A 15,732-nucleotide genomic window follows, 5' to 3' on the forward strand; every position below is an offset into this window, starting at 1 on the left:
TCTCACAAAATCTTTCTAGATATAAGTCATACAATCTAAATCAAAAATAACTTAAAAAAATATTTGATTTATACAATTAAATACGTAAAATTTATGCCTTTTAAAAAATAAATTAAGAATATAATAGCTGATCATTAGCTCTTATTAAATTCTTACTTTTATATTACTTATAGATGCTATTTAATTCAATAGATTTTTTAATATTTCTACCAATAGTTTTTCTTCTCTATTGGTTTATTTTTTGTAAAAAAATTCAAATTCAGAATTTATTCATTCTCTCTGCCAGTTACATTTTTTATGGCTTATGGGACTGGAGATTTTTATTTCTTATTCTTGCGAGTACTATCATTGATTTTTTTGTTGGTCAATCTATTTATACTTCTGATTCTAAGAAAAAAAGAAAAATCTGGCTACGAATAAGTGTACTCTTCAATATTGGTCTTTTAGGTTTTTTTAAATATTATAATTTTTTTATTGAATCATGGGTAGATTTTATTTCTATTTTAGGATATGATTTAAAAAGTACTTGGACTTTACAGATTATATTACCAATCGGAATATCTTTTTACACATTTCAGACAATGTCATACTCTTTAGACATTTATTATAAAAGACTTACACCGACTACAAATTTTATATCATTTGCTACATTTGTTAGCTTTTTCCCTCAATTAGTTGCTGGACCTATTGAACGGGCTTCTAACCTTTTATCACAGATTACTTCTAAAAGGGTTTTTAACTATGTACAGTGCACTGACGGTTTAAAACTTATCCTTTGGGGATTATTTAAGAAAATAGTTATTGCAGATTCTATTGCCCCTATAGTTGATGATATTTTCATGAATTATACTGAGTACTCTGCTTCTACTTTGGTTCTAGGAGTATCTCTGTTTAGTTTTCAGGTGTACGGTGATTTTAGTGGATATTCTGATATTGCTATAGGAACAGCCAAACTATTCGGAATAGAGTTAATGTCTAATTTTAAATTTCCAAATTTCTCGAGAAATGTTGCAGAATACTGGCAACGATGGCATATATCTTTATCTACTTGGTTTCGTCATTATGTATATATTCCATTAGGTGGAAGTAGAGTAAGTAAGCTTAAATCAGTAAGAAATATTATTATCATTTTCTTAATAAGTGGCTTTTGGCATGGAGCTAATTGGACTTTTATAATATGGGGAGCTATTCATGCTATTTTATATATTCCCGTTTTCTTAATGGGTCGAAATCGAATATACATGAATACTGTGGTTGCAGAAAATCGGGTATTTCCATCTGTGATCGAGATCTTACAAATTTTACTTACTTTTTTACTGGTTACATTCTCTAGAGTATTTTTTAGATCACAATCAATTACGGATGCTTTTGGCTTTTTACAACAACTATATACTAATTTCTCATATGAAGCATATCATCATCCATCAGGTTATCGTATGATAGATTACTTTATTTTATTAGGCCTTTTTATTTTATATGAATTCAGAATTAGAAAAGATGAACGTGCTCCTTTTAAGTTTAAATCAAAAACCATACGATTCATTGCTTACACTTTAGTTATTTTAGGAATGCTTTTATTTTTTGATGATAGTATTGACAGGTCTTTTATTTATTTTCAATTTTAACTATAAAAGATAAGTTTATAAATTTATAATATGAAAAAACTTATTATTAAAAGCACTATATATTTTTTTCTAATACTAATAACATTAGAAAGTTTAGTCCGTGTTTTTTATTTGGGTAAGGATACTCCTACTCGGTTTCTTGATGAGTATAAAGTAGAAAAATGGGTACCTAATCAAAATGGTTTTTCTGTTACAGGAAATAGAAGGCAAAATTTTTCTGAATACCATATCAATACGTCTGGTTTTAATTCTTACAGAGAATTTACACCTACAAAAGATAAAGTAGAGCTTGCTCTTGTAGGAGATTCTTTTATAGAAGGATTTCATCAACATTATTATAACTCTATTGGTAAAAAAATTGAAAAAAATTTACCAAAAATTGAGGTATATGAATATGGATATGCGGGTTATGATTTTGCGGATCAAATGCATCTAGTAAATTCGTATAAAAACAAATTTGATTTAATTGACCATGTTATTTTGGGGATAAAATTTTCTAACGACTTAACCAGAGGAGAGTATCAGGTAGTAAAAAACCGATTAGCTCTGGAGTCTCCTATCAATAAGCTATTAAAAAAGAGTAAACTAATCGTATACTGTAAAAGTATTGGTGTCTTAGACCCTCCTCAAAAACTAGTGCAACGTATAATCAATCTAATTAAACCTAAGAGAAAAATAATTCCATTAGATGATATAGAGGTTTTACGAATTAAAAAAGAGAATGAAAAAAAATATTTAGAAAATTTCAAAAGCTTAGTATCTAAATATAATTTTGATAAAAAACGTTTTACACTTCTTTTGGATTCTCGAATAACAAACCCTATTTTTTTATCATATTTACAGCAGAATAATTTTAAATATATCGATTTCTCTACTTATTTTAAAGACTCTAATCACCCCACTACACTCATTTATGACAAACATTGGAATAATCATGGGCGAGAACTGATCAGTCAAGCAATAATAGACTATTTAACACAGCATATACAATAAGAAATCTATCATAACTTTATGATGATAGCTAGACAATTTAAGAATTCATCTAGTAATACTTTAATAACATTGATGTTATTAAAAAGGACTATCTCAGAAAACTAATGCCATTTATAGCTTGAATTCATTGTAATAAATTCAGGCTATAAATGGACGCTACAGTTATTCAGTTATAGAAATAACAAACTCATTTAAACTTTTCTTTTTATATTTTATAAAAAATTAAATTTCATTGTCTAATAAAGGGTTTTGAGTAACAAACCTAATTTTAGCTACATTATAAAAAATCAAAATAACCTTATCATTAATCTATCAACAACCTCTTTATTACAGTTTTTCTATTTGAAATTATTTTTATTAGATACATTCCTGATTCTAGATCATATATTCCTATCTCCTTCATCTTATCAAATTGTTTGATTTCTTATTCATAAACTAATTTACCTGAAACATCAAAAATTATAATTTTTTATAGTTTATCTGTTCCTCCATATGATATTATAAAATATTCATTATTAATAGAGGTAGGAGATATTACAAGTTTATTTCTATTTTTATACAAATGAGGTTTTTCTTCCAAAATAGGTTCTTTATTAGTTTCTATAAGAAAGGAGACATTATCGATAAGTGCTTTAGCCGGGTCTGTACTATCATCAGGGATATACGCAATAAATCTTAAAAAAATATCTTGATTATTATAATTTACGATTTCACTAAACACACCTTACTTACAGTAATATCTAGTCTACTTGTTAGAGGATTAACCTAAAATATTATTTCTACCAATAGATCTCCAAGGATCTAATGTTGCACATTCAAAACTACCATTTTCTATATACTCTTTTTCTTTATCATTTAAAGAGCTTTTGTTCCACTAATAGTTACTTCTACAGGAAATGCTTCTAATTTTGCACTTATTATAGAAGTTGGATTAAAGTTTATGGTTGTACCAAAAGGTAAGTTTTCTGCACTAAATGTAACTTCTTTACAGAGTGTATCTGTTGTAAAAAGTTAAGATGTTACCATAGATTTATGAGTTTAGATCATTTTTATTCCTTTTTTATAAAACCTAGTTTACCAACCACTTACATAAATACAATTTCTAGATTTAATTGATATTTTATACAAAAAAAGACTATCTTTTCAGACAGTCTTTTTTAATGAATATTGTAAAAAAAATTACCAAATATGTACTCTCTTATCTGGTTTTAAATACATTTTATCACCTTCTTTGATATCAAAAGCATCATAAAATGCTTGCACATTCAATAGTGGTTGTATTGCCCTTACATCTCCTGGAGAGTGTGGATCTGTTTTTATTTGAGTTCTTAAAGCATCTTCTCTAATTTTTGTTCTCCATACAGTAGCCCATGACATAAAAAATCGCTGTTCTGCAGTAAACCCATCGATATCTTCTGGTCTTCCATTTTCTGCAAAATGCATTTGCAACCCATCATAAGCGCCTAACACACCTCCTAAATCTCCTATATTCTCTCCCAAAGTAAATTTACCATTGATAAAAACACTATCCAATACTTCTATTGCAGTATACTGTTCTGCTAACGCATTTCCTCGTTCTGTGAACTTAGTAAGATCTTCTTTTGTCCACCAATTAGAAAGGTTTCCTTCTGAGTCAAAGCGTGCACCAGAATCATCAAAAGCATGTGATATTTCATGCCCTATTACAGCTCCAATCCCGCCATAATTAACAGCATCATCTGCTGTATAGTTATAGAAAGGTGGTTGAAGTATTGCCGCTGGAAATACAATCTCGTTAAATAAAGGATTAAAGTATGCATTTACTGTCTGAGGAGACATTCCCCATTTTGTTTTATCTACAGGTTCTCCTATTTCTGAAATTGATTTTTTAAATTTCCAATTTGATACTGCTATTGCATTTTCAAAATTAGAATTCTCTTTTTTTACATCTAATGTAGAGTAATCTTCCCATTTGTTAGGATATCCAACCTTAACGGTAAATTTGTCTAATTTCTCTATAGCTTTTATTTTTGTGCTATCACTCATCCAATCTAAAGCTTCAATTCTTTTTTGATAAGCCTTAATCACATTAGCAATCATTTTTTCGGCTTTAATCTTAGCTTCAGGAGGAAATTTAGCATCTACATATAACTGCCCCATAGCTTCTCCTATAGATCTATTTACTCTAGCTAGTGCACGTTCTTCAAGAGGTCTTTGTTTTTTGCCTCCTCTAAGTGTTTTCTCATAAAAATCCCAATTTGCTTTCTCGATCTCTGCAGAAAGTGATCCTGTTACATTGTTTAATGTAGACCATCTCATTACAGTTTTTAAATCTTCAATATCAGTAGTTACGAATACTTCATGTAGCGTTTTCATGTACTTTAGTTCGGTAACTATTATTGTATCCAATTTCTTTTGAACACCTAGGTCTTTGAATAACAATTTCCAATCTACTGAAGGAGTTATTTTAGAAAGTTCTGCAATACTTCTAGGGTTATTAAAGTTACGAGCATCTCGGCTTTGAACTTTATCTAATCTAGGCGCTGCTAATTTAGTTTCAATATCTAAAATAGTTGTTGCAGATTTACGTGCTTGCTCTTTGGTATCTCCTATAAACTGAAGCATTCTCGTAATATGATCTACATATTGCCCTCTAATTTCTTTTGATTTTTCGTCTTGATCTAAATAGTAATCACGATCTGGTAACCCTAAACCTGCAGTACCTAAGTAAGCTGCATTAATATCACTATCATTTAAATCCGCAAAAGATGTTACTGTAAAAAATGGTGATGAAGCTGCCGTTTCTGTAGCTAGTATTATTTGTAAATCTTTAATGTTTTTTATCTCAGAAATTTTATCTAATACTGGTTGCAATGGAGCAACCCCTGCTTTATTTCTAGCGACAGTATCCATAATAGATTCAAAAAACACTAGAGCCTTATACTGATCCGTTCCTGATAGATATTTACCGCTAGATTTTGCTTCCTTCATAATTTTAAGCATATCATCATCGGTTTTCTTTCTTAAAACTCCAAAACCTCCCCATCGTGTTCTATCTTCAGGAATTTCTGTGGTTTTCATCCAATTACCATTAACATAATTGTAGAAATCTTCTTTAGGACTAATACTAGAATCCATATTCTCTAGAACTATTCCTGGAATCTTTTCTACTGTAGCCATCACTTTGTTATCATTCTTTTTTGTTTCATTTTTACAACTTACAAAAGCAAGAATGAATACTGTTAGAAAATACAGGTTTTTCACTTTTATACTCATTACTTTTTATTAAATTTTAGAATTAGCTATTTATAATATGTCTCTTAATCACAAAAGTTGTTACACATATTATCGCGGAAATTTATGGAAAATGGAATATGTTAAGAATTTTTAAACAAAAATTTAACGAAAAAATAGGATTTAGAAGCATAAATAACGAAAAATACAATAAAAAAGGATCTCAACTTTTATCATTATACTTTTCTTTTTATTATCATATAACGCTATTTACAAAATCTCAAAGAAGTCAAAATAGGCTCTAAATAATAGTATTTAAAAAAACATTCTATTTTAATAATCTAGTATCAAAATGAAAAGGTTCTATCTTAATAAGTTGTACCTCATTAAAATTAGGATGTAGTGGATTGACAATAAGGTTTTTTTCTTTAGGAATTATGATACTAGGTAACTCAAGTCCTAAATATTTTTCTTCTTCTATCCATGGCAATGAAAAATTCTGAACCTCTGTAGGAGCTGGAATTTTATCCCAATTATTAGGCAGATTTTTTAAGTCTACTGTTGTAATTAATTCATCCGGAACTTTTATAGTTGCAATTACCATATCATCAGGAAAATATGCTGCGGGTAAATGTGCTAATACCTCTAGAGCCGAAAGCGCTATTGTAGTACTGGTATACAAAACAGCTACTCCTTTAGGATTCCACCTCCCTCCTACTGTTTTTGCTCCAATTCCAGTAAGGTCATTACTATATTTTTGTTTAGATATTCTATATACTTGCATTATGCAAAAATTCCATGTTCTATACGAATCAATTCTTCATTAAGTAACTGAAAACCAAAAGTGGTATCTAAGAGCTCTTTGGGTTTTTTCATAGCTAATGCTACACTAGGGTGATTCATCCAATTTTTAAACCGAGTAAGGTCTCCAAAAACATTTTCTCCTTTTGCATAAAGCTTAGCTAATTGCAATGCTTTAGCACTAGCCTCTGTACTTAATTTTTTATTCAAATCATATCGTTGTATCGTACGCTCTGACATATGAAGTACATGAGCTAATTCTTTAAGATCAAAACCAATAGTTTTTGCTAAATGTAATAATGCTTTCTTATCAATTCCATTCCTAGATAACTCTATAAAATCATACATATTATGTAATGGAATATCTATATTTAAATACCGTAATAAACCTTTATTCTCAAAACTGTCGAAATCTAATGGAGATACTGCACTCATGTTTTTTTATTTTAAGACAAATATACAAAAAAAAACGACAACTGTCCATATCTATTATCTCAATTTACTGTTAAAACAGAGTCTAATTCTGGTTTTACCTCATTCAATCTAGCTTCCATAGATCTAATAGCTACTGTAGAGAGATATCTTCCTAATGGTAAAACTGGTTTTATTAATAGAGTTTCTTTATTTAATTTTTTTGATTTTGAAAGAGGTATCATAGTTGGTTTTAATTTAATAATAGAATTACTTCCTAATTTCTTTATAATTTCTTGAGTATGACCATACCTAACATTTTGCAAAGTTGTCAGAGGAGCTTCAAACTGTGCTTGTGTCTTCATTATTTTATGCTCTTTATCATTAACAATAAGCAAGTGCTTTATTTTAATCTTGTTCTCTAATAAAGGAAAAGAATCCTGTACTACTTTTCTAAAAATTTCTTCAATACCTTTAGATACAACGCCTCCTATATTATCATAATATCCTGCATCTGCATATTGATCAGAATAAGATGTACTGGATTGAGATTTTTTTTTGACCTCTCCTACTGGCGTTATATAAGGAAAACTAGCATTTATTCTCATTGCTGTAGATAACCCTATTGACATATTAGGATAACTTATTTGTAAATTCCCTATAAAATCAGTCATTCCCATAAGTGGTCTCAAATGAGAATATCTAACTGGGCTTATAATATTATAGTTTCCTGTTTGTGTATGTGTTGTATTGATAAATAAAAGAGGAGGAATATAATGCTGCTTTATCAATCCATTTTTATTGGTTACATTTTTATAAAAAGATAAAAACTCTTTTTGCAAAATATCTTCATCAGAGCTTTCTAAAAAGTGTTGTTTATACGTAGTACTCCATTGCTCTTCTAATAACTGTCCTCTATCTCTAAAATTAAATAAGGCTGTTATTTCTTTAAATAAATCTCTTCCTAATAAAGATAACAAAGCAACTGACAAATAGTTTTCTTTATAAATAGCACTCGCTTTATATTTTAAAGAAGCATATTTATGATGTGCTATACCTTTAAATTTAGCTTTCTTATTCTTCAACTTAGCATGTTGTGCCTCTGCAAAAAACATAGCATTACCAACACTACCTCCAGAAGCCCCTGTTAATGATAATAAGTTTTCTTCAAAATATTTTCCTTTAGATTTTTCATATAAATAGCTATGTACCAAAAAAGACCAAAGCCCTGCTCTAGACCCTCCTCCTTCTGATGAGACCAACAATACAGGAAATTTACCTTCTCTACCTTTTATTAAAGGTACCCTATTTTTTATCCAATGATACATATATTGCTCTATAGGAGGTCTAATAACTGTAGAAGGCTTCAAAGAAAGCTGATAATGATCAGAATTTTTTGAAAAAAACCTAGATGAAAATAAGCACAAAATAACAATGATTGTAAATAATGGTATTTTTAGTTTTTTCCCTAAAAGAATTAAGACAAAACTTATCATAAATAAACTTATCAATGATAATATTAAAACAGACAAGGGATTTATTCTACTAGCCCATTCTGGAATAAAATTAAGTATCAAAAAAAATAATAAAAAAATAAACCCCGAAACAAGAATGGTTCCATAAAATAATTTCACAGGAAATTCTTTTAAAAAGCGATAGCTATTAAATGATAGTGTAAAAAAAAATAAAACTAATGCACAATTAGATAAAAAAAGGTTTCCTAAATCCTTTTCTGTTTGAGTATTTAAAGTCCCCATAGATATCATAAAAAAAACTAACCCTATTGACAATAAAACTAGAAAAATATTAGTTTTAGGAATTCTATTAAAAAAATCGCATAAATAACCATATGTTATCGGTTCTGAAAATAAAAGTAGGAAAAGAATACTAAAAATTAATGTATTGGTCGGATTCAGAAAATCAGTATATATATTATTAAGCTCAAATAACTCCATAGCATTAAGAATACTTAAAGCTGATACCGTTAATAATAATATAGCTAATATTCTTGGCACTACTTTTCTCATATGTACTCTTACTAGATAATGATACCTAACAGATTTACTTTTATTCTGAAACTTGTAATGTTGATTAGGAACAAAGCCTATAAAATTAGCTAGTGAAATATCTTTATAATTATAAAAATAAAAATACTTAGGAATATTCCAGATTAAAAATGCTGAAACTATAAGAAGAAAAAAATACAAAGGGACTTCAAATAAAAAAGCATCTGCCTGATTAAGGATTAATAATAAATCTATAGTCTGAGGAAAATGCCATAACGCAAAATATAAAGCCAAAATAAAAAGAAGACTAATCAGATTGTTAGACAACTCCCCTAATAGTATTTTAAACCAAATACTAAATTGCTGAAAGAACAACAATAGTTTAATCATTTTTATAGTAATTAAGATTTTAAGAAATACATCATAAATCTAATGAATAAAATGAATACTTCTATTTTAAATGTATTCATATTTTATATATTCTAAAAACTAAGAAGATTGATTATATTTTAGTAAAAATGTTAAAAAAAACAAAAAAAATTAAATCTCTCTTAACCCCCCAAAAACTAAAGGAGTTTAGAAAATTTCAAACAAATAAAACTAAATTAAATCAATATTACACTCACTAAAATTACGTTTATAACATAAAAAATTGTATATTGTCGTAAGTTATGTGTTTTACAACGATAAAAAACACAAACAAGTAAGTAAAAACTTACATTTTATAAGTTTAACCTAAAACCCCATCTCTATGAAAAAATATTTACTCTTATTAGTTGTGTTTTTAACAAACATAACATTCGCAAATACTAAAATCGACATTTCTTATAAATTAATGTCAGTTACAGAAAATACTATCATTGATGGTTTAGATGAAAATACAGAAGAAGGTGTTATTTTTATTACAGAAAGCTTACATCTAGAAGATGGAGTACGTATAAAAATAAGAAATGCATGTTTAATAATCCTCGGAGATTTAACAGGTACTGGTATAATTGATATTGATGATACTGCAACAATAACTCTAGAAGGAGAAGAACAAGGAAGAATTACTTTTATTGATAGATTTTTAGCAGATGATACCTGCCAACAAAGTATAGATCAGAAAACGTTTAAACATATAAAAGAATTACCACAAGGTTTAAAGTATAGTCTTTATAATATGTCTGGAAGATTATTAGATAAAGGAGCAATTGATGACTATATTCAAAACTACGTAGATCCTAAAACCTATTTAATTAAAGTAGAAGGATATAAACTAAAAAAAATAATTTTTAAGATATAATTTAATCATTAAAAGTAGGGATCGAAAATCCATGACAGAAGGTTGTCATGGATTTTTTTAAATAAAATGTTGAGCTATTATATTTAAAAAAACTTATATTTATAAAACATTTCCAATAACAATCTCCCCTGTTAGTTAATATTTAGTTTAAAAAAATAAGCTAGATAAAATTTAATCCTATTAAATATGGTACGAATATCATGGTTCAAATCTGAAGCAATAAGATATTCTATATATGGAATAATTTTTGGTCTTACTTTTCCTATTCTAGCTACAATCATTGATCTTTTTAGACTTGATCTTCAATTTTCTTGGCAGTCAATACAATCTGTACAAAATGATTATCCAATTCATTATATCATAGATACAGCTCCTCTATTTCTTGGATTATTTGCTATGTTCGGAGGTAGGAATCTAGATAAACTAAAAGAGAAAAATAAACAGATTTTAAAAACTTCTAAATTTAAAGAAGATTTTCTTGCAAATATGAGTCATGAAATTAGAACTCCCATGGTTGGAGTTATAGGTATGATTGATTTACTTTTAAAAAACACAAAATTAAACGATCTTCAAAAAGAATATACAACTATAATTCATCAATCATCACTTAATCTATTAGAGATTTTAAATGAAGTTTTAGATTTATCTAAGATTGAAGCAGGAAAATTCAATTTATCTCCCTCTCCTATTAATTTAAAAGATATAATAAGTCAAAATATTAATCTTTTCTTAGCTACCGCTACTGCAAAAAAAATAAAATTAAGCGCTACATATTCTAACGATTTACCAGAAAATATTATAGCAGATGGTAATCGTTTAACCCAGATTATGTCTAATCTCATTGGTAACGCTATAAAATTTACTGATACAGGAAAAATACATATACACACCTCTTCCTCATACCAAAAAAATGATGAATTAATAATTAAAATAGAAGTCATCGACTCCGGTATTGGTATCAGTAAAATGGATCAAGAAAAGTTATTTAACCGTTTCAGTCAATTTCATGAAGCATCAATTATTGCAGGTAAAGGAAGTGGATTAGGTTTATCTATTTCTAAAAAACTAGTAAATCTAATGCAAGGAGAATTAAATGTAACTAGTGAGTTAGGAAAAGGTAGTACTTTTTGGTTTACTTTTAAAACCAAAAAATACAATAAAGTCATAATAAAAAATAACCCGAGATTTAGTAATATCAAGAATCACAATTATAAATTACATATATTATTAGTCGAAGATTCAGATATCAACATACTAGTATCTAAACAAATTCTAAAACACCTTGGTTGTACAATAGATATAGCAAAAAATGGAAAACAAGCGCTACAAATGTTCAAAGAGGATACTTATGATCTTATCCTAATGGATATCAACTTACCCGAATTAGATGGTATACAAACCTCTAATCTTATTCGTCAAAATCATATAAAAATCCCCCCCATAATTGCATTAACCTCTAATACACGAGTTAATGATGTAGAGCGATATATTAATCAAGGTCTTGATGATTATATTGCAAAACCATTTACCATTGAGATCCTAAGTTCTAAATTAAAAAACTGGTTTGGAAATCATCAAGAAGAACACTAATCATTTTTAGTTAACAAGCAAATAAAGATTTTTTTTAAACTCTTATCAAGAATATAAAAAATGCCTAATTTATATGCTTTTAGTGTACTCTTATATAAAAATTCTTATCTTGTAAAATAAATATTAAGATCTTATATCTTGCAAATATTAAAATAGTATATGATTGCTAATTCTTAGTTATTTTTCTACCATATACTTCTTTTATTTATAAAAAGTAGTGCTATTGGGGCAGTTTACGATATTATATAAAGAAAAAAGAATAATCATATTATGATATAGCATTTGGATATTCATCAAGTATTATTTACTTTTTCACAACAAAAAAACGAGCTATGAATAAAAAAAATGAACATATTTTCAAAAAATATATAACTTCTCTACTATTTGTTTTCCTTACTGTTGGATATTCAATACAGATATATGCTTTTACTTATTTTCAAGATGATATCTATCAAGGTTCTAAAAATTATAATGAGTATCAAGGATATGTCTTAGATAAAGAAAGTAATAAACCTTTAATTTCTGCATCTGTTTCTTTAAAAGGAACTAATATCTCTACGGTTACTAATAATGAAGGAGGTTTTTTGTTAAAAATCCCAAAAAATATTACCGATGGTAAAATAGTTATTTCTCACCTTGGATATAAAGATCAAACGACCATGCTTTCTTCATTTGGTGAAAAAAAACTGAAAATAAAACTTGATTTATCAGTCACTCAGTTATCAGAAATTAATATCGACCCAAAAGATCCTAAAATAATTATGCAAGAAGTCTTTAAAAGAAAAGGTAGTAATTATTTTAATGAAAATACTATAATGACAGCATTTTATAGAGAAACCATAAAAAAACGAAGATCGTATGTATCTCTTTCTGAAGCTGTAATTGATATCTATAAAACTCCTTATGAATCATCCAAAGCTGATATTGTTAAACTTTTTAAAGCTAGAAAAAGTGCTAATTATAAGAAATTAGATACACTAACTTTAAAATTACAAGGAGGTCCTACCACTACGCTATACATTGATGTGATGAAAAACCCTGAAAATGTATTTACACAAGAAATGCTAAAACTTTATCAATTCAGTTTTGGAACATCAACCAAAATTAATGATCAATATATTTATGTTATAAAATTTAAACAACATTCTCATATAAAAGAACCTCTATATTATGGTACTTTATATATAGATTCTAAAACATTAGCTATGACCAAAGCTGTATTTAGTCTTAATATGGAAGATCAAGAAGAAGTAAGTAAAATGTTTGTTAGAAAAAAACCAAACAATGCTAAAGTAAATTTTACAAACGCTTCTTACGCTATTGACTATAAGCAAAAAAATGGAAGATGGTATTATAGTTACGGACAAGTTGATCTTACTGTAAAGGTTAATTGGAAAAAGAAATTGTTTAATTCAGTATATAAATTAAATGTTGAAATGGCTATTACTGATTGGATAAAAAATACTACCAACCAAACCTTAAAACCAAAAGATAGATTAAAACCTTCTGTAGTTATTAGTGATGAAGCATCTGGATTCTCTGATCCTGAGTTTTGGGGAAAATATAATGTTATAGAACCTGAAAAATCTATTGAAACAGCTATTAAAAAAATAAAGAAACAATTACGAAAACTAAATTAGTATTAATTTTCAATTTGAGCATGTATAAACGAATCCGCGAGTGTGGAAAATAACAGAAAAGAATTATAAAATATAATCAACAACCTCGGAGCAAGCTCATGAGGTATGCTTAAGAAAAAAATATTTTGATGTCGAGGCAAGCTTCAGAGAATTAAACCCTCAATGAGGGATTAAAACAATAAGGTATTCGTTTTTTAATGACCTACTAATTCTATAATTCGCAAAATTCACTCTATAATTTTAGTATTTTTACACCTGTAAGCACAAAAAATGCAACAGTAACCAACCTAAAAGAGTCAATTAAATTATATCTTTCATAATCATCTAATGAAAAAAATACAAAGTATTGTACTTTTTTATATACTGACATGTACACTCTCTGCACAAAAAGGTATGGATTCTTTATCTATAAAGAAAGATTTCCAAATTTTCGAAAACATTCTTAAAAAAGGGCATCCTAGTTTATATACATATGTTGATGAAGAAATTCTTGATTCTATTTTTGAAACTACAAAGGACAACCTATCAACAATAACATCCGATATAGAATTATATAAAAAAATGCTTGTAATTACTAATCAGATTAGAGATGGGCACCTCCAACTATTTTTCCCTAATACGATAAAGACAGACCAATATTATTTTCCTTTAATTTTAAAATTAATAAACGAAAAATTTTATACTGATACTGACGATTTTGGAATCCCTATTGGTTCAAAAATTAATCGAATCAACGGAAAAAAAGCTTCCAGAGTTTTTGAAAAACTAAAAAAATATGCAACTACTGATGGATACAATCTTACTCGAAAATATAGAGAAATTGAATCAAAATTTGGATTATATTTTGCGTATGAATATGGTATAAACAAAGAGTTTATCATTGAGTATACCGAACCAAATGGAATTAGTAAAAATAGTACTATCCCTGCAGAATCTTTTACAAAAGTTAGACGTAGAGATATCAACCGTAACTCTTATTTTGCAAAATATCATAAGCAAGAAAATAATTTTGAGTTCTTCAATACTTTTATTAATAACAAAGCTCCTTTTGTATTTTATAAAAAAGAATTAAATACAGCTATACTAGTTGTCAACTCTTTTGATGGTGATGTAGGCATTTTTAAGTCTAGAATAACAAAAATTTTTCAAGAAATCAATAAGAAAAAAATAGCTAATCTTATTATTGATATTCGACATAATAATGGAGGATTTAGATCTAATGCTGTATGTCTATATTCCTTTATTACACATAATGTTTTTAAACAAGTAAAAAACAAATATGTTGCTTCACTTACTATTCCCGAAAAAAAATATGTTACCAGAACATTTATAAATGAAAAAGAATTTTTAAAAGATAAATATAATAATTACCCAATATATGATGGATGGAAAGTTCTTTTTGATGATCTAGAAGTTATAATGGTACCTCATAAAAATAGGTTTAAAGGGACCGTGTATGTATTAACAGGAGGAGCAACTTTCTCTGCAGGAGCAATTTTTGCTTTAAATGCAAAAAACAGTACTAACAGTACTCTAATAGGTGAAGAAACTGGTGGTGGGTATTATTTTTCTAATAGTGATCTCCCTGTATATTACGAATTACCAAATTCTAAAATTATTATGGCAATGTACATGGAAAAATTTAATCATTATATCAAAGATAAAACTATCACTAAAGGGTCAGGAATACCTCCAGATAGACACATTACTCTATCTATAGATGATTTAATCTCTGGTAAAGATCCTGAACTAGATTATGTATTTAGATTAATTGGTGGATAGACAAAAGTAATATCTATAAACACTTAGCCAATGTATGTATTTACACTAGTAATTAATTTACAAGAATTATGTAACATCTGTTTAAATCTTAATGCAAGATGTTCATCATTAAACTTCATTGCCTCACTAATACTATTAGATAATACCAATTCTCCGATAAGGTATTCAACAAAGTAACTTTCATCATCTGTTAAAAGCACATATTCTGTCATACTATATATAAATTAACATAGTCAAAAGTAAATTTTATATAAACACATATAAAAGTGAGAACAAATACTTTTTCACATAAGTATTAACAATTGTATAGTAACCCTATAACAAAAACCAAAAAACACCACATAACAACCTATAGATCAAATATTAAAACCAAAATTCATTGTTTT

Annotated in this window: 12 protein-coding genes; 6 read left to right on the forward strand and 6 right to left on the reverse strand. The window is 27.6% G+C overall.

Annotation, left to right across the window (positions count from 1 at the left end):
• Nucleotides 1-173 precede the first annotated feature (173 nt).
• Entirely contained in the window at nt 174-1,625 is a 1,452-nt protein-coding gene (locus N456_RS18385; RefSeq protein ID WP_062060327.1) for an MBOAT family O-acyltransferase, read from the forward strand.
• Nucleotides 1,626-1,655: 30 nt separating this feature from the next.
• Nucleotides 1,656-2,618 (forward strand): hypothetical protein, encoded by a 963-nt coding sequence (locus tag N456_RS18390; protein ID WP_062060329.1) that lies wholly within the window; start codon nt 1,656-1,658, stop codon nt 2,616-2,618.
• Between the two features lie 469 nt (nt 2,619-3,087).
• On the opposite strand, the gene N456_RS18395 is transcribed toward N456_RS18390, so the two are convergent.
• From N456_RS18395 to N456_RS18415, 5 genes are all read right to left on the reverse strand, one after another.
• Nucleotides 3,088-3,339, reverse strand: coding sequence for a hypothetical protein (locus N456_RS18395; protein WP_062060330.1), 252 nt, complete (start codon nt 3,337-3,339; stop codon nt 3,088-3,090).
• Nucleotides 3,340-3,797: 458 nt separating this feature from the next.
• Nucleotides 3,798-5,873 carry a M13 family metallopeptidase gene (locus N456_RS18400; RefSeq protein ID WP_062060332.1) on the reverse strand — a complete coding sequence of 692 codons (2,076 nt, stop codon included), beginning with the start codon at nt 5,871-5,873 and terminating at the stop codon, nt 3,798-3,800.
• A gap of 286 nt (nt 5,874-6,159) precedes the next feature.
• On the reverse strand, nt 6,160-6,615 hold the full coding sequence (locus N456_RS18405) for an RES family NAD+ phosphorylase (RefSeq protein WP_062060334.1): 456 nt from the start codon (nt 6,613-6,615) through the stop codon (nt 6,160-6,162).
• Nucleotides 6,615-7,067: a type II RES/Xre toxin-antitoxin system antitoxin gene (gene parS / locus N456_RS18410; RefSeq protein WP_062060336.1), complete on the reverse strand. Its 453-nt coding sequence runs from the start codon at nt 7,065-7,067 to the stop codon at nt 6,615-6,617. The genes N456_RS18405 and parS overlap by 1 nt, the downstream gene beginning before the upstream one ends.
• Before the next feature lie 59 nt (nt 7,068-7,126).
• Complete coding sequence (locus N456_RS18415; RefSeq protein ID WP_062060338.1) at nt 7,127-9,439, reverse strand: hypothetical protein; 2,313 nt, start codon at nt 9,437-9,439, stop codon at nt 7,127-7,129.
• A 361-nt stretch (nt 9,440-9,800) separates the two neighbouring features.
• On the opposite strand from N456_RS18415, the gene N456_RS18420 reads away from it, so the two are divergent.
• From N456_RS18420 to N456_RS18435, 4 genes are all read left to right on the forward strand, one after another.
• Entirely contained in the window at nt 9,801-10,334 is a 534-nt protein-coding gene (locus tag N456_RS18420) for a hypothetical protein (RefSeq protein ID WP_062060340.1), read from the forward strand.
• A gap of 186 nt (nt 10,335-10,520) precedes the next feature.
• Nucleotides 10,521-11,924, forward strand: a complete 1,404-nt coding sequence (locus N456_RS18425; protein ID WP_062060342.1) for an ATP-binding protein — start codon at nt 10,521-10,523, stop codon at nt 11,922-11,924.
• 332 nt (nt 11,925-12,256) lie between these two features.
• The gene (locus tag N456_RS18430) at nt 12,257-13,564 is read left to right on the forward strand and encodes a carboxypeptidase-like regulatory domain-containing protein (protein WP_062060344.1); all 1,308 of its coding nucleotides are present in this window, start codon (nt 12,257-12,259) and stop codon (nt 13,562-13,564) included.
• Between the two features lie 327 nt (nt 13,565-13,891).
• Entirely contained in the window at nt 13,892-15,346 is a 1,455-nt protein-coding gene (locus N456_RS18435; RefSeq protein ID WP_062060346.1) for a S41 family peptidase, read from the forward strand.
• A 23-nt stretch (nt 15,347-15,369) separates the two neighbouring features.
• Here the strand turns inward: N456_RS18435 and N456_RS18440 are convergent, their stop codons facing one another.
• Nucleotides 15,370-15,558 (reverse strand): hypothetical protein, encoded by a 189-nt coding sequence (locus N456_RS18440; protein WP_062060348.1) that lies wholly within the window; start codon nt 15,556-15,558, stop codon nt 15,370-15,372.
• Nucleotides 15,559-15,732: the final 174 nt, after the last annotated feature.

It is taken from the genome of Aquimarina longa SW024 (assembly GCF_001401755.1).
GTDB lineage: Bacteria > Bacteroidota > Bacteroidia > Flavobacteriales > Flavobacteriaceae > Aquimarina > Aquimarina longa.

Excerpts from the sequence above, each read along its gene's own strand:
- N456_RS18385 (WP_062060327.1), top strand. The coding sequence starts at position 174 with ATGCTATTTAATTCAATAGATTTTTTAATATTTCTACCAATAGTTTTT.
- N456_RS18390 (WP_062060329.1), top strand. The coding sequence starts at position 1,656 with ATGAAAAAACTTATTATTAAAAGCACTATATATTTTTTTCTAATACTA.
- N456_RS18400 (WP_062060332.1), bottom strand. The coding sequence starts at position 5,873 with ATGAGTATAAAAGTGAAAAACCTGTATTTTCTAACAGTATTCATTCTT.
- N456_RS18405 (WP_062060334.1), bottom strand. The coding sequence starts at position 6,615 with ATGCAAGTATATAGAATATCTAAACAAAAATATAGTAATGACCTTACT.
- parS (WP_062060336.1), bottom strand. The coding sequence starts at position 7,067 with ATGAGTGCAGTATCTCCATTAGATTTCGACAGTTTTGAGAATAAAGGT.
- N456_RS18415 (WP_062060338.1), bottom strand. The coding sequence starts at position 9,439 with ATGATTAAACTATTGTTGTTCTTTCAGCAATTTAGTATTTGGTTTAAA.
- N456_RS18420 (WP_062060340.1), top strand. The coding sequence starts at position 9,801 with ATGAAAAAATATTTACTCTTATTAGTTGTGTTTTTAACAAACATAACA.
- N456_RS18425 (WP_062060342.1), top strand. The coding sequence starts at position 10,521 with ATGGTACGAATATCATGGTTCAAATCTGAAGCAATAAGATATTCTATA.
- N456_RS18430 (WP_062060344.1), top strand. The coding sequence starts at position 12,257 with ATGAATAAAAAAAATGAACATATTTTCAAAAAATATATAACTTCTCTA.
- N456_RS18435 (WP_062060346.1), top strand. The coding sequence starts at position 13,892 with ATGAAAAAAATACAAAGTATTGTACTTTTTTATATACTGACATGTACA.
- N456_RS18440 (WP_062060348.1), bottom strand. The coding sequence starts at position 15,558 with ATGACAGAATATGTGCTTTTAACAGATGATGAAAGTTACTTTGTTGAA.